This window comes from Telmatocola sphagniphila, from assembly GCF_018398935.1.
GTDB lineage: Bacteria > Planctomycetota > Planctomycetia > Gemmatales > Gemmataceae > Telmatocola > Telmatocola sphagniphila.
Map to the genome: position 1 here is coordinate 6444823 of NZ_CP074694.1, position 23072 is coordinate 6467894.

21 protein-coding genes are annotated in these 23072 nt (G+C 53.4%); 7 read left to right on the plus strand and 14 right to left on the minus strand.

The genetic code is table 11. From position 1 onward, the window contains the following. Positions 1 to 71 precede the first annotated feature (71 nt). Genes KIH39_RS25850 through KIH39_RS25860 form a run of 3 tightly spaced genes read right to left on the minus strand, consistent with a single transcriptional unit; the run spans position 72 to position 2967 of the window. Positions 72 to 713, minus strand: coding sequence for an RNA polymerase sigma factor (locus tag KIH39_RS25850; protein ID WP_213496962.1), 642 nt, complete (start codon positions 711 to 713; stop codon positions 72 to 74). Positions 714 to 750: 37 nt separating this feature from the next. Further along, entirely contained in the window at positions 751 to 1344 is a 594-nt protein-coding gene (locus KIH39_RS25855; protein ID WP_213496964.1) for a hypothetical protein, read from the minus strand. Positions 1345 to 1389: 45 nt separating this feature from the next. Beyond that, the gene (locus KIH39_RS25860; protein WP_213496966.1) at positions 1390 to 2967 is read right to left on the minus strand and encodes a serine/threonine protein kinase; all 1578 of its coding nucleotides are present in this window, start codon (positions 2965 to 2967) and stop codon (positions 1390 to 1392) included. Positions 2968 to 3652: 685 nt separating this feature from the next. Between KIH39_RS25860 and metK the strand changes: the two genes are divergently transcribed. Beyond that, a complete protein-coding gene (metK, locus tag KIH39_RS25865) occupies positions 3653 to 4912 on the plus strand; it encodes a methionine adenosyltransferase (RefSeq protein WP_213496968.1) in 1260 nt (419 codons plus the stop codon). Positions 4913 to 5158: 246 nt separating this feature from the next. Here the strand turns inward: metK and KIH39_RS25870 are convergent, their stop codons facing one another. From KIH39_RS25870 to KIH39_RS25890, 5 genes are all read right to left on the minus strand, one after another. Next, complete coding sequence (locus tag KIH39_RS25870) at positions 5159 to 5704, minus strand: hypothetical protein (RefSeq protein WP_213496970.1); 546 nt, start codon at positions 5702 to 5704, stop codon at positions 5159 to 5161. A 326-nt stretch (positions 5705 to 6030) separates the two neighbouring features. Continuing rightward, entirely contained in the window at positions 6031 to 6255 is a 225-nt protein-coding gene (locus tag KIH39_RS25875; RefSeq protein ID WP_213496972.1) for a hypothetical protein, read from the minus strand. Between the two features lie 93 nt (positions 6256 to 6348). After that, positions 6349 to 6747 (minus strand): hypothetical protein, encoded by a 399-nt coding sequence (locus KIH39_RS25880; protein WP_213496974.1) that lies wholly within the window; start codon positions 6745 to 6747, stop codon positions 6349 to 6351. A 2-nt stretch (positions 6748 to 6749) separates the two neighbouring features. Next, positions 6750 to 7193: a hypothetical protein gene (locus KIH39_RS25885; RefSeq protein WP_213496976.1), complete on the minus strand. Its 444-nt coding sequence runs from the start codon at positions 7191 to 7193 to the stop codon at positions 6750 to 6752. A 10-nt stretch (positions 7194 to 7203) separates the two neighbouring features. Further along, positions 7204 to 7971 (minus strand): TIGR04255 family protein, encoded by a 768-nt coding sequence (locus tag KIH39_RS25890; RefSeq protein WP_213496978.1) that lies wholly within the window; start codon positions 7969 to 7971, stop codon positions 7204 to 7206. A gap of 229 nt (positions 7972 to 8200) precedes the next feature. Between KIH39_RS25890 and KIH39_RS25895 the strand changes: the two genes are divergently transcribed. Next, entirely contained in the window at positions 8201 to 8926 is a 726-nt protein-coding gene (locus tag KIH39_RS25895) for an SDR family NAD(P)-dependent oxidoreductase (protein ID WP_261352946.1), read from the plus strand. Between the two features lie 585 nt (positions 8927 to 9511). On the opposite strand, the gene KIH39_RS25900 is transcribed toward KIH39_RS25895, so the two are convergent. The 3 genes from KIH39_RS25900 to KIH39_RS25910 all read right to left on the minus strand — a co-directional run bounded on the left by KIH39_RS25900 (position 9512) and on the right by KIH39_RS25910 (position 16690). Then, positions 9512 to 10273, minus strand: a complete 762-nt coding sequence (locus tag KIH39_RS25900; protein ID WP_246539432.1) for a 7-carboxy-7-deazaguanine synthase QueE — start codon at positions 10271 to 10273, stop codon at positions 9512 to 9514. Next, positions 10237 to 16140 (minus strand): tetratricopeptide repeat protein, encoded by a 5904-nt coding sequence (locus KIH39_RS25905; RefSeq protein WP_213496982.1) that lies wholly within the window; start codon positions 16138 to 16140, stop codon positions 10237 to 10239. The genes KIH39_RS25900 and KIH39_RS25905 overlap by 37 nt, the downstream gene beginning before the upstream one ends. 109 nt (positions 16141 to 16249) lie before the next feature. Beyond that, the gene (locus tag KIH39_RS25910) at positions 16250 to 16690 is read right to left on the minus strand and encodes a hypothetical protein (protein WP_213496984.1); all 441 of its coding nucleotides are present in this window, start codon (positions 16688 to 16690) and stop codon (positions 16250 to 16252) included. 74 nt (positions 16691 to 16764) lie between these two features. On the opposite strand from KIH39_RS25910, the gene KIH39_RS25915 reads away from it, so the two are divergent. After that, a complete protein-coding gene (locus tag KIH39_RS25915) occupies positions 16765 to 17220 on the plus strand; it encodes a hypothetical protein (protein WP_213496986.1) in 456 nt (151 codons plus the stop codon). Positions 17221 to 17263: 43 nt separating this feature from the next. Here KIH39_RS25915 and KIH39_RS25920 read toward each other — a convergent pair whose 3' ends face one another. Further along, positions 17264 to 17557: a hypothetical protein gene (locus KIH39_RS25920; RefSeq protein ID WP_213496988.1), complete on the minus strand. Its 294-nt coding sequence runs from the start codon at positions 17555 to 17557 to the stop codon at positions 17264 to 17266. A 57-nt stretch (positions 17558 to 17614) separates the two neighbouring features. Then, entirely contained in the window at positions 17615 to 18310 is a 696-nt protein-coding gene (locus KIH39_RS27345; protein WP_390623723.1) for a TerC family protein, read from the minus strand. 726 nt (positions 18311 to 19036) lie between these two features. Here KIH39_RS27345 and KIH39_RS25930 point away from each other — a divergent pair. Then, the gene (locus tag KIH39_RS25930; protein ID WP_213496990.1) at positions 19037 to 19375 is read left to right on the plus strand and encodes a hypothetical protein; all 339 of its coding nucleotides are present in this window, start codon (positions 19037 to 19039) and stop codon (positions 19373 to 19375) included. A gap of 412 nt (positions 19376 to 19787) precedes the next feature. Here KIH39_RS25930 and KIH39_RS25935 read toward each other — a convergent pair whose 3' ends face one another. Further along, a complete protein-coding gene (locus KIH39_RS25935; RefSeq protein WP_213496992.1) occupies positions 19788 to 20039 on the minus strand; it encodes a MafI family immunity protein in 252 nt (83 codons plus the stop codon). 503 nt (positions 20040 to 20542) lie between these two features. Here KIH39_RS25935 and KIH39_RS25940 point away from each other — a divergent pair. The 3 genes from KIH39_RS25940 to KIH39_RS25950 all read left to right on the plus strand — a co-directional run bounded on the left by KIH39_RS25940 (position 20543) and on the right by KIH39_RS25950 (position 23051). Continuing rightward, on the plus strand, positions 20543 to 20944 hold the full coding sequence (locus tag KIH39_RS25940; protein WP_213496994.1) for a hypothetical protein: 402 nt from the start codon (positions 20543 to 20545) through the stop codon (positions 20942 to 20944). A gap of 86 nt (positions 20945 to 21030) precedes the next feature. Then, positions 21031 to 21279 carry a TM2 domain-containing protein gene (locus KIH39_RS25945; protein WP_213500624.1) on the plus strand — a complete coding sequence of 83 codons (249 nt, stop codon included), beginning with the start codon at positions 21031 to 21033 and terminating at the stop codon, positions 21277 to 21279. A 476-nt stretch (positions 21280 to 21755) separates the two neighbouring features. Beyond that, positions 21756 to 23051, plus strand: a complete 1296-nt coding sequence (locus KIH39_RS25950) for a DUF4214 domain-containing protein (protein WP_213496996.1) — start codon at positions 21756 to 21758, stop codon at positions 23049 to 23051. Positions 23052 to 23072: the final 21 nt, after the last annotated feature.

Here is a 23072-nt window from a genome sequence, read left to right on the forward strand (position 1 = left end):
AAGACCTTTTTTCAGGCGCTGTGTGGCCGCAAAAAGGTTATTGGAAAATGCTCAAAATGGGGGGCAAAGGCTTACTCGGTTCCCTCCTCTTTCAACTCGGGGAAAACTTCCGCGGGCAGGCCGGCGGCTTTCATCTGCTCCGTGAGCTTTTTGACCGCCGCGAAGCGATAATTGGCCACCTGTTGCTCGCTGATTTGAAGGAATTTGGCCACATCCCGATTCTGCCAGCCCTTCACGAACAGCAACTCCAGGGCTTGCATCCGGCCATATTCCCCTTTGTCGATCAGGCCCTGAATCATTTGCTTCAGGGAACGGGCCAGGGCGTTGGTTTCGATCTCGACGCGTTCCCGGCTCCGGGCCAGACTGCTGGCCTTGCGCTGTGTTTCATCGGTTTGCTCGGCCAGTCGCTCCTCGGCGGTCTCCCCGGTCTGTACCGGTTTCCGGCCCATGCGTCGCAACTGGTCGGTAATCTTGTAGGAAGCGATCGTGAACAAATAGGTTTGCAATTCACGATTATCGTCGAAGTTGGCGAGACTATTCAAAAAGCCGATGAAAGTTTCCTGCACTACATCTTCGGCGGTAGCCCGATCCCGCAGCCGACGAATGGCGAAGGCCAACAGTCGGCCTTCGTACTTTTGGATCAACTGTTCCCAGGCCTGGGTCTCGCCCTTACGGATTTGCTTGATCAGTAATTTGTCGGCTTCGGAAGACATCGGGAGATTCCAGGGGATTCTGCTCTCTGCTTCCATTCTACAAAAACATCAGGACAATAAAGACAGATATCAACCCGGCCGAGCCGACTACCAGCCAAGTCGTCAAATACCCTTTGGTCCACTCATCGAGCCGAAAGAAAGCCCCGATCACCAAAAGGGCGGCCACCGAACACCCTAGCGCCCACAATCCACTCACTACCCGGCCGGCCTTTCGGAACTGCTGTTCCATACTTTGCGGCATTTCGAGCTGCAGTTCCACGGTATAGAAGTATCCCAGATCGGATCTCTTGCCGTTCGTTTCGCCCGGGCTATTGCTCGAAGGAAACGGTTCCTCATGCGGAATAGTGTTCTTCAGCATATTCTGCCGGATGAAATCGATTGAAGGAGTGTAGGCACAGCAGTGTTCCTTCTGATGCAGATAATTGGAGATAAACGCTTGTGCATCCTCCAGACCGGCTTCGAGAGCCTCTTCCCGGTTCGCTTTTGGAGACTTGGTCCGGACGACGAAGGTCACCGTACCATCGTTGGTTTTTTTGACATCCTTCTCGGTATCCAGATCGGCCGCTTGGGAAGTCGGCGCGAACTGCACGATCAGGAAGGTCGATAGTAATGCCGCCAGTATATATTTCATCGGGATATCTCGTGGACCGGTAGGGATCTTCCACCGGTGCTACCTTTAGGTATTTCGAAGTCGAATTTTCTTGGGACGAGCCGGGGGCTTCTCGCTCCACGGACTCACCAGTTGAATCACCCCGGCCGCAGTCGCCAGACTAATCAGGGCCTGCTCTGTCGCGATCGGATACTTGAACTCCCCTTTCAGGACAACCGAAATCAGGAAGGTGATGAAACCGGTCCCGACAATCGGCCAGATACTGAACTTATCTTCCCGGTAGCGTTCGCCGAAGGAGTACCATCGCATCAGGAACAGCGAGGCGGTAAAGAAGACGATTTCTCCGATGAACAAGTTATCCTTGTCGAATTTCCAGTGATTCTTGCCAAAGGTGGGTAAGTGCTGTGCACCCGTTGCGCTCAACAGGAAGTTCGGTATCGTCACCCCATCCAGCCAGGCCGCGAATACACCCAGACCCACGCCCAGCAGCGCCATCTGCAATCGTTTGTAGCCAATTTTCTTGCGATTATCCCAAATTTTTGTCGGCACCAGAACGGACCAGCTCACGGCGATAGTCATCAGATAAATCGAGCCTAACGTCGGCCAATCCAGCGAACCCGAGTAGACCGCCCAAACCAGCACGGCGGCCAAAGCGGGAACCGGCGCGAGAGCCATGGAAGTGGCCAGTTCGCTGACTTTGCCGCGCCAGGTCTTCGATTTGGCGGGCACATCGAGAGTGTAGGGGTCGCTCGCCAATGTACCCGGGTTGGGCAATGGCGGCTTGGGTAGTGGAGGTGGGACCGGAATCGTTGGCACATAGGCCACGGTATCGGTCATCGAGGGCTTGGCCGACGAGGAGGGATTCAGACTTTCCACTGCCGTGATCATCTCGCCCATATCTCGGAAGCGGCGGGCTGCATTTTTATCGAGTGCCTTTTCGAGAATGGTTCGATAGCCGCTGGAAACCCGTTCGAGCTTCGGCAGGTCGGTCTGATGCTTGATGGCGATCTCCGCCCAGCTTTCGCCTTTGAACGGCACTTCACCTGTCAGCATTTCGTAAAGCATCACGCCACAGGCATAGATGTCAATTTGCTTGGAGTAGTTACCGCTGGCGATTTCGGGAGCCATGTAATGAATGGTTCCCACGTTGCTCGATTGGGCCAGCTGCGATGAACCGACCGATTTGCTGAGACCGTAGTCGCCGAGCTTGACCATCCCATTTTCGATGAAGATGTTGCTCGGCTTGATGTCCCGGTGCACCACGGCGTGATCGTGCAGATAAGCCACCGAGCGGGCCGCTTGCAGGAACAGTTCCCGGGCCTGCGTTTCGGGCAGGCCGCGCGGGTTGCGATTCAAAAGACTGCTCAGGGGCTCGCCGTGGATGTATTCCATCACCAGCCAGCGGTCTCCCTGGGAGTCGGTTCGTAAATCGTACAGGTGAACCAGATGAGGATGCTTCAGATTGAGGCAGTTGGCAATGCCGCGGAGTTCGGTATCGGAATGCCCGCGAATGAGCTTGAGGGCGACTTCTTTGCCCCCATCGCTGACCGCGAAGTAGACCTCTCCGAAGCCTCCTTGGCCCAGACCGCGTTTAATGGTGAAGCCGTCGAGTGGCTTCTGCCCCCAACGGTATGTAAATTTCATGCGCGAATCTCCCTGGAGTCGGGTGGTTATTCGCCGCCCAATTAGAACTATTTGAATTTTATGAGTTTCCTAAATCCGCCTGAACCAGAAAAGTCTTTTCGTCCGGGAAATAGCTAAGCGAAATTTTGTCAGTTAAATAACTTAAAGGCCATCACGACTTCTTCCCGGGACGGAGCTTGCAGGTGCCGCTGCGAAAGTGAGAAAACTCAAGAATTCCTGGGGAATTTGATAAATCTGGGAGGGAATTTTGCCCGGGAACTTCCTGAAAGGTCATCAGATCATCATTTTTCACCTAGTGGAACAACGAATTTGATGGCCTTCCAGGCAGAAAAACTGCGGTTTTCCTAAAGGAAAAAGGAGTTTCCCTCATCTCGAATTTTCCATACTGTTTTGCTCCTCGTTTCACTCGAATGAACGCCGTCTCCCACACGACAAGTCTAATCGCGGGCGGAAAAACGGCCCTCGACGCACCCCGTATTATAATCGATAAGCTGGCCGTAGTGCCATCTGAGTAGTCGGCGGAATTAGGAGCCTGGCGAACCTCGGCCGAGGTTTTTCGACCGATCGACTTGAACGCCACTCCGTCACTTCGGGAGAAATCTATTCCAATATTTCCCGTAGTATGAAGAAATCCTATAATTCCGGTTACCAATTAAACTGAAACACTTACCAGAGAACCGCTTCCGTGAGTCAGTCGTATCTGTTTACCAGCGAATCCGTTTCCATGGGCCATCCGGATAAAGTGGCCGATCAGATTTCCGATGCCGTGCTCGATTTTTGTCTGAAGCACGACGCACGCAGCCGTGTGGCCTGCGAAACTCTCGTGACCACGGATTTAGCGGTCATTGCGGGCGAAATCACCACCAAAGCCCCGTTGACCCGCCGGGCGGTCGATGCCCTGGTTCGCGATGTCGTGGCCGGGATCGGTTATGTGGCCAAGAACGAAGAAGAACGCGAAGAAATCGGCTTCACGGCCGATGCGATTCAGGTCGATTGCCGAATTCACTCGCAGTCGCCGCACATTAGCCAAGGGGTGGACGTTGGCGGCGCCGGCGACCAGGGGATGATGTTCGGCTTCGCTTGCGACGAAACTCCCACCTTGATGCCACTGCCGATCGACCTGTCCCACCGGTTGGTGGAACGGCACGCCAAGTTGCGGCAGGATGGTACGCTCGGCTGGCTGCGGCCCGACGCCAAGAGCCAGGTGACCGTGGAATACAACGCCGATGGCACGCCGTCACGCATTCACACCATCGTTCTTTCCACCCAGCACGATCGCTCGGTGATGGCCAAGGATCGCGCTGACTTTTTCACTGATGAGGCCCGGCAGCTGGTCATCGACAAGATCATTCATCCCGTGCTGAATGCCGACCGACCTGACCTGGTTAAAGGCAAGCTGGTGATGATTCCTCCGGGGAAAGAAGCCCCCAAGCTGGCACCGGGCGATATTGCCTGTCACATCAACCCGACCGGCTGCTTCCTCACCGGTGGCCCGCACGGCGACTGCGGTTTGACTGGCCGGAAAATCATCGTCGATACCTACGGTGGTCGTGGCCGGCATGGTGGCGGGGCGTTCAGCGGTAAGGACCCCACCAAGGTGGACCGCAGTGCGGCCTACATGTGCCGGTATATCGCCAAGAACATTGTGAAGTCCGGTTTGGCCAAGCAGTGCGAAGTGCAGTTGAGCTACGCGATCGGTTTCCCCGATCCTTTGAATATTTGGGTGAATACCAATGGTACGGTGGCCGCGGGGGTCAGCGAAGCGAAACTGGTGGAACTGATCCGCAAACATTTCCGGTTGACTCCGGCCGGGATCATTGAGACGTTGAATCTTCGCCGACCGATCTATCAGGAATCGGCTCGTCATGGTCACTTCGGTCGGGAATTGCCCGATTTCTCGTGGGAAAAGACCGATAAGGCCGCGGCTTTGAAGGCGGATGCTTAAGCGAATAGCGGATCAAAATCTGATATTCATGAAACGCCAGAAGAGGAATCTTCTCGGCGTTTTTTTTGGCTTAGCTTCCCGGGAAAGCATTTAACCGCAGAGCACGCAGAGGGCGCAGAGGAGAGAGAAGAGAAACCAAGGAACACTTTAAGAGGGACAACTGTCACGCGCAGGACTCTTTACCGGCCCTATTCTCAAGTTCATCGAAGAGATCAATTTATTCTCTACTTCAGACTTATTCTTAAATCACTCCTTCGAAATCTCAAAGTATCCATAATCGTGCGGAAGACTCGAGATATATCCTCCCACTATAAGAGTTCGATGCTTGCTGATCAGTGCCACATATTCGACGATCTGATTGCCAGCAACTCCCTTGAATTTCATCTTGCCGCCACTGCCGCCGTTATTGATTTTGTTCGTGGATATGCCAGCTGAAGTTGGAGAATCCGGACTAAAGTGACCCTGGAATTCCATCTTCACAAACTGGCCTGTTTTCCACGTACTATAAATTGGGTAGTAAACATAAGCTTCGGCGGTGAAATCTTCATTTTCAGGTAGCGGATCGGGAAGTTGAACTATGAGATTCCCAGAAAAGCCAGCATACTGATGCGTTTTCCAGATACCCGACCAATTGACCTGAAAAGATTTCGGAGTGTGCGATACGAACCAGAAGTGATCCGCCGTCATGAGGACGATGTAGCTGATTAAGGCAGCGGGCAAAAGCCAAAGCAATAGCTTTTTGGAGATGATTCTTCGGAGCAAACTTTTCTTCGGACTTACTGTCGCTTCCATGATGATCCCTCTGAAAAAAACTCTGGCTATATTTCATAAGTATCTCCTGGATCTTGCTTCCGGCCTTCTCTCATTCGGAATTCATTTCGCTTTCAAAGCAGTTCGAGATAGGGCTGTCCAGAAGTCAACAATAGCAAAGTTTATTTCCGGCGATTTGCATCGAAATTTCGAACTAGGAAATACACTCGTGAAATCGGAATCGCTTCTATTTTCATATCAACGAAGCCGGAGATACAGATTGGCGAGTTCAAAGCTCTCCTGGTGAAAATGTCTGGATTTTAAGAGTTTTTTATATGTTTTCCTAATTCGTCTGTCGGGTTTATGAATCACGAAAGGCAAATTAATCCCAGTCGTTGGATACGCCAATCTTCAGACTCCATGCACTGAAATGCCGTGTGATTGTCGGCTTTCGCTTGGTCAGCGAGTTCTTTAAACTCTGAACCAAAGTCGTTGCTAAAGGATTCAAATTCATCCGAGAGTAATTTGTCGCAACGTTCGATCAGCTCATCGCCTTTTTTAATCAGGGATTGGGCTAATTCCAGATAGTTCATCAAGTTTGCCCTAGAGACCGGATTTAAGAATTGGACTCCAGCAATAGTGGATTATACTATCCTACTATTGAGTTATTTTGTTTGGTTTCAGACTCAGATAAACCTCATCTGTGCTCTTTTTGCAATCTCCAAAGCCTTCATTTTCTGCGAGGCTTTTTCTGCCGGCCATTCTATCGCATCCGCATGATTCGGGTTGTCTGCCAATGGTATGGCTTCGACCTTCAGGGACTGTTCGAGAAATGCTGAGCACGTAACGTCGGCTCGCCCATACAAGGTTAATTTGCGAATAGCAGCCACTCGCTCGCCTTCCCGCCAAAGTTCTTCAATGGTCGCTTCCCGATGACGAGTTAGAGAGAGTTCCACGCGAGGGTGCGGCATGAAAGCGTCCGGCTTCACGGTCTGATCCGATTTGCGAAAATGGCTGGAAGACAAAATATAACGAGCCAGTATTTCTACCGAATCGACCGGTGGGACCTGAGCGGGGTCAAACATGATTACAGGTCTCGGATCAGTTTAATCAAATACGCGGGGACTGTTCCAAAAAAGGGCATCGAACCGTAATGTTTATTCGATCCGAAGAGGCCAGCGTAGTGCAACAAACCCGTTGGATCGACACTAACGGAAACTACTCGCTGCGGGGACTTGTACCATTCCATCGTCAAATGCCCATCGGGCTCCGCACCAATGGACGGGCGTGGGAAAGCCAGGGGAAGGGAACAAATGAGTTCGTAGGCGAGTACAAAGGAGGACTCCGTGACCGGAACGGCGCCGAAGCCGTCCCAATTCGGCTGCTTGCACCCATCCCAAACTTTCCAGAGTTCGTCCAGAACTTCGTGATGACCGAGCGTCGAGGAGGTACGCAGCTGGTTTTGACGAAATCGAATACAGGAGTCTATCACAAGCGCGTAATCGACTCGAGGTTGCTGAGTGCTGTTCATCGATCAGGTCTCAGACGAGGGATTGAATCGTTTTCTCCGTCAGTAAATTGAAGAAGACCTTGTTCTTCAACCAGCGCATTTTCTTCAAGGAATCAGCTACCGTACCTGAGTCATTGGGCAACGGTTTCGTTGTAAAAACATCGATGTCCAGGAACAATCCCGAACTCTTCTCCAGCTCGGGCATCGATGGTTGCAAGATCTGGATTACCCGTATTCCGAAAGGGTGTCCCGGCACGCTGAAAGTGCTTTGGTTAACGAACTCTTGCAGGGGTAAGTTTGCAGGGCACATCGGCGGATCGCGGAGAATATCGCTTAGCTTGTCGTTACTCGCAACCGGAATTCGATTGATGAAACGAATTCCCAGCCGATGAATTTCAACAGGGGCGGCCACATCCACGAATACTTTCCAGGCCGCTTTGGCCGCCTCGAGAAAGGGTTCCCAGTGGGCATAGGTTTGGGTTCGACTGAAAATCAGGCCGTCCCGGGTAAATTGGACTATGAATCGGCCATCGGTGGATTTCATCCGAATTCCCTGCCAACCCGATGTCGAATGAACCAACGGGGTTGCCTCCTTATCGCCAAAATTGGGAGCGAATGGAAAAAGCTGCATGGGCTCGTGAATCTGGTATTCGGGTAGCCGTTGCAGGAGAACTGTTTTTAAGGATTCAGGGTCGAGAGAATGGGTTGCCCGGGCCTGCCAATGAATGACCGCTTCCACGATCGGAGGTCGGGAAAGCTTCTGGAATTTTTCATTCAGATCAAGCGGGAAGAGAGCCATAGCCGTTTCTGAAAAGGATTCGATACCGGTAATAAATCTCTTTAATTTTACGCTTTTCCGCGGCCGTCTGCCATGATCTTCTCGATCCGCAGTTTAAAACTCATCTCCCGACGCCGTCGCATAAAGCTCTTGAAGTCGTAAAAAAGCGATGTCTTCAGAAGTTGCCGTTCGCAGGGCCTTCCGCTTGTCGGCATCAATCGGATTTATCATCTGAAAGCGAAATTCCTCCATGCAAATCCAAGATCGGGTTTTTATTGTCACGGGTGCCTCTTCCGGAATCGGATTGTCGACAGCAACAGCATTGGCCGAGGGCGGGGCTCAAGTGGCTTTACTTGCACGCTCGAAAGCGGCCCTGGTAGAGCTATCGAGTCGGCTTCCCCGCAGCTGGCCAGTCGTTGCAGACATGACCGACTTCGAGTCCGTCCGTCAGGCAGTGCGAGAAGTACACCAGCACTACGGTCGTATTGATGGTCTAATCAACAATGCCGGGCGAAGTTATGCCGCCGCCGTGGAGGAGATCGATCCGGTCATTTTCGATGAGATTTTTCATCTCAATGTGTTGGGGCCGATTGTGGCGATGCAGGCCGTGATTCCCATTATGCGTTCGGCCGGCGCCGGCAGTATCGTGAACGTGAACTCCGGCACGGCCTTCATGACCGTGCCCCAATACAGCGTTTATTCCTCCTCGAAGAGAGCTCTGCTCGGTTTCAGCCTGACCGCGCGGGCGGAACTGGAGAAGGATGGAATTGTTGTGAGCGAGGTTTACCCGTTCATAACGGACACGAATTTCGGTAAGAATCGAATGGGAAATCCGTCCGGTGGCGGCCCATCGGCGAACTATGCCGAGGGAGACAAGCCGGAGTTTGTTGCGGGTCTCATCTTGAAGGCTATCGAGGAAGGGCTGGCTCAATACTTCGCTAATGACCGGCTAAGACGATTGGCCGGGGTGAAGTAGCGATTGTCTCTCAAGGGATAAGCCGCTGCGGAAACGCGAAGCGAAGAATCATTTAACCGCAGAGCACACAGAGTTCGCAGAGACGAGAAGAAAATTTTCACCGCTGCGGAAACGCGAAGCGAAGAATCATTTAACCGCAGAGCACGCAGAGTTCGCAGAGACGAGAAGAAAATTTTCACCGCTGCGGAAACGCGAAGCGAAGAATCATTTAACCGCAGAGCACGCAGAGTTCGCAGAGACGAGAAGAAAATTTTCACCACAGAGAACACCGAGTGCACTGAGAGTAATCATTTATTGTGAGCAATCGCACGTTGGTTTAGATTTTCTCAGTTGAAAATGCGTTGCATTTTCAACCTTGGCAGAGCTAGCACCCTAACACGGAGTCTCTCAGTGTTCTCGGTGTGCTCAGTGGTGAAAATTCTTCAAGTACCGTTCGAAAGTCATCTTTGAACATTCAGTACTAGCTACCGCTCACGCAATTCCGGCTTCTCAAAATTCCCTCTGCGGCCTCTGCGCCTCTGCGGTTAATTTTTTTTCTAGATAAAATTTGAGGGGACAGGCATGTGGGGAGCCCTGCACCAACGGCTACACTCCGCGCTGCTTCGGATCCCAAATATACTTGTGCATCTGAAGCTGCATTCTCACCTGCAACTGAGAATCCAACAGCCAGTCGACCAACTGCACCGGTTTTACCTTGTCGTGCACCACACTCAAGAGCACTTCGAAACGCCGATCGAGCTGATGCTTGCGGATAGTCTCCACCGTCCATTCGAAATCCCGCCGTGAAGCGATCACGAATTTGATTTCATCAGTCGGTTTCAGATGATCGAGATTGGCAAACAGATTCGAATCGCACTCGCCGCTGTCGGGGCACTTCAAATCCATGATGATGCACACCCGGCGATCGACTTGATCCACCGGAACTGTTCCCGAGGTTTCCAGCAGAACCTTCTTGCCGCGATCGGCCAGCTGCGACATCAATTCAAAGGCTTCTTCCTGAAGCAACGGCTCGCCGCCGGTTAGCTCCACCAGCGGGCAGTTGTATTCGAGGACTTTTTGCAGAACATCTTCGAAAGAAAGGAGCGCACCTTCCTTGAATGCGTGCGGCGTGTCGCACCAGACGCAACGCACATTGCAGGTCGTCAGACGCACGAACACGCAGGGGAGCCCGGCGTAGGTCGATTCCCCCTGAATACTGCGATAGATTTCGTGAATCAGCAACTGGCCAGCGGGTTTGTTGGCCAGGGGGGCGAGCCGATGCTGATGTTCCGGCGCCAGATTTAGTTGCATGGAAGTACGAATCGAACTTTCTAAACCGGTGGATTGATTTTCTGTTTCATCGACCATAACCAGGCTTCAATCCCACCGACCTCTTTGGCCAGACAGCGAATAAAACGCTGATACGACTTGGACAGATCCGGGCTCTTCACTTTCGGTGCATAAGTGAAAATACATTCTTTTACGCGCCGCCGAGCTTCATCGAAGGCCCCACGGCGATGTTTCGGTGAGGTTTGCTGCACCAGTATCAAGGTCTCGGTCAGCGTGTAAATTATCCGGGCGGTATCGCTCAGTTGTTGAACGTTGGATAACTTCAACTGAGCGTTGGCCTCCTCGGTTTTACCCCGCAAGGTTTCTTCGAAAGCCAGCCAGACCCGGAATTCGGGCACACTGCTGTCCTCATCGTCCAGATCGAGAGCCCGGCGCGTGATCTCTTCGGCCTGCTCGTACTGTCCCAAAGCCCGTAGGATCAGGGCCGGGGGATGGAAGATCCAGGGAGATTCCGGCTGGCGATTTGGCCAGTCTTCAATCCACTTAGCTCCCTCTTTCAACTCGTTCACTGCTTCGTAGGCCAGCGCCACCTTGGCCCAGCCGCGGTTGTCCCGCTCCAACGTGGGACGGTACTTTTCCAATAGACGGTCCAACCGGGTTCGCTGGTTCGGTTTGGCGCAGGCTTCCACGGCGGCGAAGACCGCTTCCTGACCGATTTCGCCCCGTTCCATCAGTTCGGGAAGTTTACTTTCGAAGTCGTAGTCGTTCTGGGCCGCTTTATGTTCGATCCAGAGCTTACCGACTATTGGCGTCGCTTCGGGCTCATCGATCAATTCGGTGAGCCAGTTATCGACTTCGGCTTTGTAACCCGACTGTTGAAGCGATTCGATCATCTTGTTGACGACCATGGCCGGGGCATTTTCGTCGAGAGCCAGGCTGCGGAAGATATCCCGGCAGCCCTCGGCGTCCTTCTTGCGAGCCGCGAGTCGCAGCGCTCGCAAGCGGATGTAGGGTCCATCGTTGTGTTCCTGCAGGCGGGCCAGCGTACCGTTGGCCGCTTCCAGTTCACCGTCGGCCAGTTGTTCGTCGATCAGATGCAGACCTGCGAAAGCGTAGCTGTTGTCGAGTTCGAAGGCTTTCTGAAAATCGACTTTGGCGCCCCGGCGGTCGCCGCCGTAGAGTTTGGCCTCGCCGCGATAGGCGTGGGAGGCGGGGTTGCCCGGATCCAATTTGACCAGACTTTCCGCGGCCGACAGATATTCCTGATGGTTTCCCGTGGAATCGTACCAGTTCGCCAGTTGCTGCCAGCCCCAGTAATATTCGGGATCTTCTTCGAGAAGCGTTTTCATCGCGGCGATGGCTTCGTCGAGACGATTCTGCGAGCCGAGCACCCAGGCGGACCGGCCACGCAGAGCGAGTGGAATTTCGTCGGGGGGGAACACGTCCGGCTTGCAGGTCTGAAGAGCCTCGTCGTAGCGGCCGAGACGGGAGAGCAGTTCCGCCTTCATGTCGTAGGCCTGGAAGCTGTCCGGTATAGCCGTGATTACCTTGTCCATCATCTGTAGTTTTTCATCGGCTTCGCTGGCCTGGCCACTGGGGCCTTCAATCCAGGACATCAGGATGTAGGGATGGAATTTTGGTTCGGTCTCCAGAATTTCTTTCAGGACCCGATCGACCATCTTGGTATAGCCCGCATTGCGTAACTCGCTGACGGCCGTGTTGATGGGCCAGGTGGAATCGCAGGGCAGGGTACAGACTTCGCGAAGCGCGCTCTCGCCTCCCTCTTCGTCCTGAGTGCGGGCGGCCAGTTGAGCATGGCGGGCCAGAACGAATGGCTGGCCGCTGCCGCCGACATGTTCCTGAAGCACGGCCAGCACCGGTCGAGCCGCTTCGTATTCTTCTTCCTGAATGAGCGAATCGAAAAGCAGCATCCCGGCGTAGGAATATGCGGGAGCCAGTTGTTGCGCTTCGCGCAGATCTTCGTGAGCGCCCTCTTTATCGCCGACCTGCAGCTTGGCTTCGCCGCGCATGGCCAATGCGACCGGACTATCGGGTCGCATTTCCACCAACTTGCGAGTCGCTTCGAGAAACTCTTCCGAGTTGTTCATCTCGTTGTGCCACTCGGCCAGTTGTTGCCAACCCCAGTAGTAGTGCGGTTCGAGGGTGACCAGCGCCTGCATCTCCCGTATCGCCTGAGGCAGGTTCCCCCGGCGTGCTTCGACCCAGGCAGCCCGGCCCTGCAGAATCATGGGCGGATCGGGATCGAAAATCGACGGAGTGGCCGCGGTCTTGGCTTCATCGTAACGGCCGATTTCCGCAAGCCGCTCCGCCTTCATGTCGTAGGCTTCGATGCAGCGTGCGTTCAGTTTGATCGCCCGATTCAGAGCGTCCAGGGCTTCATCGTGATGGGCGGGGCCGGAGAGCATGCGGGCCAGAGCCAACCAGGTGCGGTAGTCGCCGGGCCGCAGGTGGGCGACTTCGCGAACGGTGGTGAGGGCTCGGTCGCCATCTTCCATCCGTTCGGCCCATTCGCCGAGCGCCCGCCAGGCCCATTCGTAGCCAGGGTCGAGTTTCAAAGCGAGGCAGAGACGACTGAAGGCCTCTTCGCTTTCACCGACGTTCCAGAGGTGATCGGCCAGGTAGCCGTGATTGACCGGGTCGAGCGGCGAACGCGCCACTGCCTGTTCCAGCACGACCCGCGCTTCCTCCGGATGAGATTCTTCTAGGCATTCCGAAAGTTCGCGGGCGGCGAAACCCCAGTTCGGCGAAATTTCCAACGCTCGGCGGAGTGCGTTGAGTTGCGTTTCGATGTCTTCGGTAGCTTCGCAGATTTCCGCGAGATCGACCCACAGCCGACTGACCAGCGGGAAAGTTTCGGTGGCCCCTTTAGCCAGTTCCTTGGCTTCTTCCATGCGGCCCGACATCGAGAGCAGCTGAATGGCGACCGACCACGCCTGCCAGATTTCCGGCTTCTCGTCGAGGACATTCTGAACGACGCGAAGAATATCTTCCGGTTCGAGGATCTGCAGAGCCTGATCGCGGTAGGACATCAGCCCTTCGGCCACGACTGGTTGCTTCTGGATTTCTTCCCCGATGAACTCGAGAGCTTCCTTCTTTTCTTCTTCGCCGCGAGCGAGATTGACAAGTTCGCCAATAGCGAGGTCGTTATCGACGGAAAGTCGGATGACCTGTTCGTAAGCTTCGCGGGCCTGTTCGACACGATCGGCCCGAGCATAAACGTGGCCGAGAGTGTAATAGTAAGAAGGACTCTCGGGTTCGATATTCTTGGCGAAATCGAGTTCCACAAGTGCTTCTTCGCAGCGGCCCCGGCTGGCCAGGTGTAACGCCAGTTCCCGATGGGCCCAGGCATCCTCCGGGCAATCGGCAATCATCCGTCGAATAACCGCCTCGGCGGGGAGTTCTTCGTTGCTGCCGCCGGGAGGGATGTTGTCGGAGCGGTGCCACTCGATCAGAAGTTGCTGGAGCGGGTAGAAGTGCGGGAATTTTTTGCAGGCCGCTTCCAGCCCGGCGATCGCGGCCTCCCGGCCTTCCAGATCGGAAACGAGCCGGACTTGACTCCGGTAGGCTTCCAGATTGCGGGGTTCTTGTTCCAGAATCAGACCGTTGTATTTGAACGCGTCCAGGAGTTTGGCTTGCTGGGAAGCCAGTCGGGCCGCGCCGCGAGCGAAGGCAACGGGGCTCAGCCGTTTTTCGGCTTCCGTCATGGCTTCTTCGACTTTGTCGGCATCGTTGAAATTCAGCCGCATCTCGGCCAGGAATAGGTAGAGGTCGCCGACTTCTTCAAGGATGGAAGCTTTATTCCGCTCGGGATCCAAATTGGCCGCGGAAAGTGCCTGTTCCTCGGCCGCAATGGCTTCGCGAATCGCCTGAAAGCCCTGGTCGATTTCGTTCTCTTCAATGTAGGCGTAGAAGAGCGCTCGAGTCGTCTCAGCGGCTCTCGCCTTGGCACGATTGTGACGAGCTTGCAGGAAGCGTTTGGCTTCGGGAGCCTGTCCCTGGCTGCGGGCCGCACGCCAGTAACTCTCGGCAAACTGTTCATCCTTGTCTTCCAGCGCCGCGGCCATGCGATAGACTTCGGTCGCTTCTTCGTATTCGCGCTTTTCCCAGAGCAGGCTGGCTAGCAAATAGTAGGCGCCGGCATTGTGCTGTCGTTTTCGGATCGCCCGGCGCAGGTACGTGATAGCCGGGCTGTAAAGTCGGAAGTCGGCCAGGGCCATTTGAGCAAAATATTGTGCGAATAACGGCTCACCGTCGAATTTTTCGACCTGTTCGTTGGTCAGCCGGTTGCGTTCCTCCCGACGGCCGAGTTCGCGCAGGGAGTTCATCCGGGACAGCTGGAAATTCACATCGTTGGGATAGAGGCTCAGCAGTTGATCGAGTTGTTGAACCGTCCGGGTCGGATTCGCATCGTAACGGGCGAGAGCCAGTCGACCGAGTAAATCCAGCCGCTGATTGCTCGACTCGCGTTCTTTCAGCAGACCGTCCGCGGTAGCGCGGTCGTCTTTGGCCAGGGCCGAGAGTACGCGATAGAGCCGGTCGTATTCCGCACGCTCGACGAAGGGGATTTTTTCAAAGCGATCCGCTTCGGCGGCGGGCAATATGGCCAGGAGCCGGGGACCGATCGAAGCGTAGCGTTCCAGAATCGGGGAGATGGGAGCTTCGTTGGCTTTGCGTTCGCCGTTGTCGATCATCCAGATCGATTCGCGCAATCTGTTGCAGCCCATGGCCACGAAGGAATGGGTGTAGCCGGAATCGACGAGGGTAATCAGGAAGGGGATGCCGTTTTCGAGCAGTGCATACACCGTATCGGGTGCAAATTGAGCTTCCACACAGCTAAACCCGAGCGATTCCAGCCAGGCTCTTTCACGAATGTCGGGAAGACCATCGGAGGGAGGGGTATCGGAAGGTTGGAAAAGCCCTTCGGTCTTGCCCCAGAACTTCGCCAGAAGTTCGGCGGGGGGGGTGTCGACCGGCGATTTGCGAACCGCAACTCCGGCCGGGGTTTGATCGAGCCGAATCGACGCAGGGATTGGGCCGGACAGATTGTTCAGTCGTTCGGCGAACTGAGCGTAAAAGGGCTCCTTGTCCAGCACGGCCAGCGGAGCCTGACTCTTGGCCATTTCCAGATCGCCCAGGAAGAACGCCGTGTCGCAGCGCCGGGCCGCCAGCCATTTCTGGACGTCCTCTTCAAGTAATGGCGACAATTCGGCGTAGCGTTCGTAATTCTTGCGGGCCGCTTCGACCATCCCCAGGTCGAGTTGACCACTGGCCAGATGGGCCACCACGAGGCCGCTCTCGATATGCTCGCAAGCCCGTTCCAAAACTTCCAGTGCTTCCTGCTCCCGACCCATGCGCTGAAGCAGATGAGCTTCGGCCTGCACGCCGGGCCGGAAATAGGGAGAAAGTTCCTGGCTGCGGCGAGCACAGGCGAGGGCTTCCTCATAGCGCTCGGAAAATTCGTAGACGGAGGCTCGTTCGATCAACAGCCACGGCCGGTCGGGGGCAGTGGAATCGGCCCGGTTCAGCAGACGTTCGGCTCGGTCGAAGTCGCGCAGTCGGCCGGCGATGAAGCCTTGCAGGCCGATCCAGTCGGCCCGGACGTTCGGGGCGGCATCGTACCATTCCATGTGCTGGCGCATGAAGCGCCAGGTGGCTAAGGGGCCGAATTTTTCGAAACGGTAGCGGGCGTTGTAGTATATGGCTTCGTGGTAGGTCGGATTATCGCGGAAGGCTCGCAGGTGCAGCCAGTGGCCCAGACGCGGCGCGCCCAATTGGATTACCAGTCGGCCCCCCAGCAGGCGCGCGGCGGGGTTGGACCAATCCTTAATCGGGCCCAGTTCCTGAGCTTTCTTCCATGCCCGAAGATACAGTCCTTTGCCGTACAATTCGCGGACGGGCGCCAGATCCGACAGTGGGATATCCATTCGTTTCCTAAAAGCTTCGTCTTCGATCGGACATTTTCACTTGAAAGGCGGCTCGTGGATTTTCGTGTCGAGCCGAACTTTCAAAAGTAATCGCGGTCCTCCGGGACCATCAGTCGTTCTTTTCCTCTTTTTTAGCAGCATCGGCCAAGGGGCCAATTAAATTTAACATCGTGCCGAGTTGGCTGATGCGAATGGCATAACGGTCGAGAAACTCCGCCAGAGAAAAATCATCGTCCAAGACGGGATTGCCGTCGTCGTCGTGCAGTTTATCGGTTAGTTCCTGAATCAATTTCAGATAGGCGCGTTCGATCATCGGAACGCTTTCCCGGCAGGCGCCCGCCACCAGAGGGAATTCCCCTTCCCAACGCTCCAGCAGCTTTTTCCAGCGGGTATTCCCGTCGTGCTGGGCGTACATCGCCCGGAGGATCATGATCTGTTGCTTTTGCAGTTCCACCACCTGCTTGAGGAGTTCGGTGGAAACGTCGGGCTGCAAAGCGGTAGCCGGAACTATGGAACCGCTCGGCGGTGCAACCTCAATCTGAAAATGCATACGGACCTCGTTCGGCAAATTGGTATACCGCTATTATAGCGAACGGGCAAAGAGAAAACCGGAGTGAACGGGCTATGTGGTCTAGGATATTTGGACTTTCCGATGCGGAACCGGCCCCCGCGGGTCTGCTGGAACATCTCCAGCAATCCGGTTTGAGCGTCCGCGGCCAGTTCCGGGGGGACGACTTGGGCTGGACGGCCGCGGAATTATCGGTCGGCACCGGCACCCCGGTCTATCTGGAGCGCTACCTGGTCAAAGAGGATAACCTCCGGGAGGATCTGAACGTCTGGGCCGGGATTCTGGAAACCTGCGATTACAGCCCTTTTGCCCAGGTTTTAATGGAAAAAGTGATTCAAAGCAAGCAAATGATTACGCTGCGCAAGCCGATTGACCACAACAACGAATCCCAGTTGGAAGATCTGCTCGATTGGACCTGCCGTTGGCTGGCGCAGGCCACGGAGGGGATTTATCAGGTGGATGGGGCCGGCTGGTTCGATGCCAATGGCATGCGGCTGATTGAGGAGTATTGAACTCGCCCCCTCGATTCCTGGCTGAGCCTTCAAACGCTGGATTTCAGTTTTCAAGATCCCAAGGTCTTTCCTTTTTGAAGGCGGCAACGCATTTTTCGTAGGGAGGAGCAGTCAATTTGCCTCCTCTCAAGCCGTAATAACCGACATGCTCCGGCCATTCGAGATCATCGATTTTTTGGGTTTGTATTTCCCAGTAGGAATACCGGCTGACGCCGCACTTTTTGATCATGCTCAGAGCTTTTTTCAATGTCGAAGCCGTAAAAAACACCATCTCGTCAAAGCGAAAATCTTCTTCCGTCCCCATAACCTCGTGATGCAGCACGATGTAAATCTGCATGAATAGCTTCCTTTCGATAAGCGTTAGGGAAGCATTCAAAGAGATTTGAGGTATTTTTCAATCCTCTTCCCGACTGCCGCTTTTCAAGTTGATCATTTCCACACAGACGGCGAATGCCATGGCGAAATAGATGTAGCCTTTATCGATATGCTGGCCGACCGACTCGGCGACTAGCAGCACACCAATTAGAATCAGAAAACTGAGAGCCAGGATTTTCAATGTCGGATGCTTGGCCACGAAATCGCTGATTTTACCTGCGAAGGTCATCATGATGAACATGGCGATGATCATGGCCACGATCATGACCCAGAGTTCTTCCACCATGCCGACGGCGGTAATCACGGAGTCGAGCGAAAAAACGATATCCAGAATGGCAATTTGAATAAGTACCTTGCCGAAGCTCACTGTCCGGGGCAGTGGCTTTTTCTCGTCGGTTGCTGAATTTTCGTCCTCGATGCTCTCGTGCATTTCCATGACACTTTTGCCAATCAGAAAGAGTCCCCCGGCCAGCAGAATCAGATCGCGAAGCGAGATTTCGCGGGCATCCGCATCGGCGAGAAAGGGGAGTTCCGGGAGGGTGAAGAGCGGCTTGGTCAGCCCCAGCAGAAACGAGAGCGAGCAAAGTAACAGGATTCGCGTTCCCAAGGCGGCGATCAGGCCGAGTTTCCGAGCCCGCGGCTGCTTTTCGCGCGGTAAGCGACCGGCCACGATGGCCAGGAAGATAATGTTGTCGATGCCGAGCACGATCTCCATGGCGGTGAGGGTGATAAGTCCCAATAGAAGGGAACCGAGGCTAGCGCCGACTCCTTCTCGGACAACTTTCAGATCTCGAATATCAGAGATGGATATTTGTTGCAGCTTTTCGCCCGTTTCGATTTCAAGGGATTTGATCTGGAGCAGGCCGCGGATTTTCTCGCGGTCGGTGAGTTCGAGGCTGTCTTTGGTGAGTTCCGAGTCGGCGGGCCGAAAGTCGATGGAGCGGAGATGGTGATAATCGACTTCGAGTAGGCCGTATTCGATGAGGATGGGAATTTTCGTGGTTTTCAGATGCCCGTGGAGCAGGGAGCCATCGCGCATTTCCAGTTTGACGGGAATGACGTCATTGGGTGGGGCGGGCGGACGATCAGCGCCGAGGCTGAGGCACAGGGCGCAGCCGAGAACGAGCCAGGACAGTAGGCGCAGCTTGGGATACTTCATGCTTCCCCCTAAGGATATCTTTATTTCGTACGGGGCAGGGCGTTCTTTTAAAGGCGGTAGCGAGCAATGCGCCTATGCGTAGAGTATCCGTCATCAAGCCTTTTTGTTTAATAAGGCGCTCGAAGGACTTCCTTATTAAAGAAAATCGCGTTTTTCTTTAATAAGGAAGGAGATGGGCAGTCTTATTAAGGGAATAGTGGTAAGAATGTTGTTGTGTTAGTACGTGGCGATGCCATCTCTGCTTACTTGTTTGACCGGTATTATTGGAGGGGGTTTGAACTAATGAAAGAAGGTTGCACACCGCTTGAAGTTCTCGCAATCCTGAGTCTCAATGATTATGACCTTGCAGTACGTTGCCTGGAGGTGGTAAAGTTAAAACTTCATTCGATCTTGCCAGCTAATATCGGCTACCGCATCGAGTTGATCCCACTCTGTCATCACCAACCCGACAATTACTACCCTGCATTAGGTGTATTTGGGCCACATTCGTTAAAGGACGCGGAAATGGCTGACAGGCTTATCAATGCTTGGGTCGACCAGCAAGGAATTGACTGGCTTATTGCCCAGACCACTAGCTTAGAATGCCCGACTTGGGAGTCTCTCAAGAATAGTGGTATGTAGGGGAAGAAATAGCGGGTGTTCGCAACGAGCGATTCATTTCTCCTTATACATCCATCACGGAAATCACACAACTCTGCAAGGGTTTTCGCGTGGATCTTGTAGACCATTTGGCGTCCACATTAGTAACGCTCCTCTTCGAGCCGCGGTGGACGTAACTCGTTATTATGTAATGCTTTGTATGGCACTGGCTATGTCAGTGCGAAAAGGATCGGACGCCTGAAATGGCTTGGATCGCTATCCAGTGACGATGTGGAGCTAGGAATTCAATGGGTATGTTGTTGAGTGCGGTTGTTATTGGAAATACGCACTGGCGAAGCCAGTTCCACACAAGAAAAGTCATGATAGGGGAAGCGGAAGGATCTGATCTGTGCCACCCGGCCGAGAAAGGCCAATTCAATTGGGTGAAACGTCACTATTGCACCAATTCATGAAGTCTCTTAATTGCATTGGACTGAATGTTCAGCTTCATAGCCAAAGTTTCTGCAATGGTGCATTCATCTGCACTAATTGACACTTCGTGTTCGAAGAGTTGCTCGCATAGAATCTCTAACGCCAAAGCTTCTTCGTTATATCGAATATAGTCTAAAGCTTGAATTATGAGCGTCGAATCCAATCGCCCGGTGAAACGATCTGCAAATTCCAGAATTTTGCTTGCGTGATTCATTTTGCACACTGCCTTAGTTTAAAATTAATGGCGTTGGGCGAGACGGTCAATATGGGAGTTCGAGAAAGCTCGGGCATCTGAAATGTCTTCGAGCCTAATCCAGTGCCGCGGGATGGCACTGGCGAATCTGTATCAGTGGACGTAACTCGTTATTATGTAATGCTTTGGATGGCACTGGCTATGTCAGTGCGAGAAAGCTCGGGCATCTGAAATGTCTTTGAGCCTAATCTAGCGACCAACTTGAACCAGGAATCCCTGGGGTAGCTTTTTTTGTGGGAGCTTGTGATCGGGAACGCCCTACCAGATAGCCATGGGCACTGAAGAGAAAGTCAGGTAGGGGAAGTGGGAGGATCTGATGAGTGCCAAGCACCAAGCACCGTAAGTATTATTACTTATAAGGATTTCCAAGTCGAAATTGATTCTTTATAAAATTAGTAGATTTCCAAGATCGCTTCCAATAATTAATAACTTAGTATTCGCTACCAGAATCTTTTGGAGATGGAATGCCCATTCGCTTTGCCTGCCCTTCTTGTCTGGCTACGCTTCAGATCGCGACGAAGAAGGCGGAAACCATAGTCAAGTGCCCAAAATGTAGCAGCAAAATAAAAGTTCCTAAAACACTCTTAAAAACGGAAGTAAAAAATAACGATAAAATCGTAATTCCTAATGAGGATATCAGAGAAGGATTTTTAATCGATCCGCCAATACAACAGGAGTCAAGTTCTCAGCGAAATTTAGACTACGGATTTGAAGACATAAAAGAAAACTTTGGCAAATTCTGTACCGATTGCGGAGCAAAGATAAGAACTACTCCATGTCATTTGGATAAATTCGTTCCCGTAACTATAAAATTGTCGTCGATTTCTGCTTTATCTGAATTATTTACAACGAATTTTGCAATCTGAGAGGGAGTAAGGCTGAAATTTGTCCTAAATGCGGAATTCGCCAGCCCGTAGCTACTCCAATTAACACTGACTTTCACACTTCTAAAATCTCCTCGAGTGGGAACAAAACCGCTGCCGGTATTTTTGGCATTCTGCTTGGTGCGTTGGGAATTCACAAATTCGTTCTGGTGTTAACAACGCCAGGCATAATAATGTTACTCGTTTCAATTCTTAGCTGTGGCTGGGGAGCTATTCCGATGGGAATAGTAGGCTTCATCGAGGGTATAATATACCTTTCAAAAAGTGATGAAGACTTTTATGAAATTTACGTACTTAATAAACGAGCTTGGTTTTAAGTTATGTGGACTTTCTATAACCACCCGCGACGATTCTCACGTAAATTGTGGTGGGTGGCGCTGGCGAATCTTTCATTGCGAAAAGGATTGGACGTCTGAAATGGCTTCAATCGCTATCCAGTGATGATTTGGAGAAAGGAATTCATTGGGGTAGCTTCTTGAGTGAGGTCGTTATCACGAACGCACTGGCAAATAGCCACTCCCACCCAAGAAAGTCAGGATAGCAGGTTAGGCAACCAGGAGGATCCTATTAGTTCCACCTGGCGCTTCTTCCCATCTTCTCACCCGAAATTTTTTCGACAAGATTCCCCCGAATTCTGAGCAACTTTCTCATCGGCAGCGTTCTTACGGGTGAAAGGTCGAACCCGGCCTTATTGAGCTTGGTAGGGCACGCTGAATAACTGCCCGACAAGTCGGAAATCAGAAGGATCCGATTTCCCCCGACGTTTTTGGGATCGATGGAGTGAAAAGAGACTATGAAGACGCGCAAGGCGGCAAATCTGCATTCCTGGAAAAGCTCTGTATCGCTTCGGATTGAGGAATTAAACGAGCGTATTGTCCTATCCACCGTTACTCCAATCACCGTGGATACCCGGGCGCTGGGAGCGATGAACGCCACCCTCGAGAAATATGCCGTGACGGCGGCCGTCCAGGCCTCCTTTTCCGGGCCATTGACGGGTACGATTCAAGGGACCTATACAACGCCGCAAACCTCTTCGAACGCCGGTACGAAATATACGCTTCAGGGCACTGCGAATCTCACCAATTTCGGTCAGGCGACCGTAACCGGTTCGGTCACATCCGTTGGCATCATCCAGACGGGCAACGCCATCGGAAATCTGGTCATCAGCAATTCCCAGGGAAGTGCCATCCTATCGTTGACGGGCCCCTCTCAGCTCAGCGGCGCGACGTTGCCGAATACCTTCACTTACAAGGTGATTTCCGCAACGGGGGCCTTCAGTTCGATAACCACTCAGGGATCTCTAACGATGGCGCTCGACAGTCTGGGACACTGGTCGACGAATCTGAATATCACCAGCCTGAACGGCGTGGCTCAAGGCACATACTCCGCCGTGCGATCCAATCCCGACTTTGGCACCAGCTACACTTTGAAAGGCACTATCAACATCACCGGTTTGGGGAGTTACAATCTCGCCGGGTCGGTGCAAAGTCTGGGAAATGTGGCCGTCGGGCAGGCTCAAGGGCAACTTGTGATTAGCAATTCGTTGGGTTCGATCACATTATCGATAACCGGACCGCAGCAGAAAGGATTCGCCGCTCTTCCGGGGACGTTCTCCTGCAGTGTTGTGAATGCAACCGGTGTTTTCAGTCCTGCCACTTTAGTGAACTCCTTTCAACTCACCTTGAACTCCAACGCCACATTCTCTGCGACTTTCGGCTCGGCCACGACACCTCCTCCCGCGGATTCGGGTTACGGGTCGCTGGTCGATTCGTTCTACCAGAAGTATCTGCATCGCGAAGCGGAACCGGCCGGTCGGCAGGTGTGGATTGCAGCTTTGCAGAAGGGATTGTCCGCGAAGCTATTGACGGAATATTTCCTCAGTTCCTCCGAGTATCTGCAATTGCATGGAGCGAGCCAGGCGACCTATGTTCGGGCCATCTATACCGACATTCTGGGAAGGCCCGGTTCCGAACAGGAAATTGCCACCTGGGTTAATGTGTGGAATGCCGGGGTGGGGCAGAAGAAAGTGCTGCAGTTCATCCTGAGCTCGCCGGAAGCGGCCTCGAAGAATCCCACGCTGCGGACGTAAGATTCCTCGATCTGGTGAATT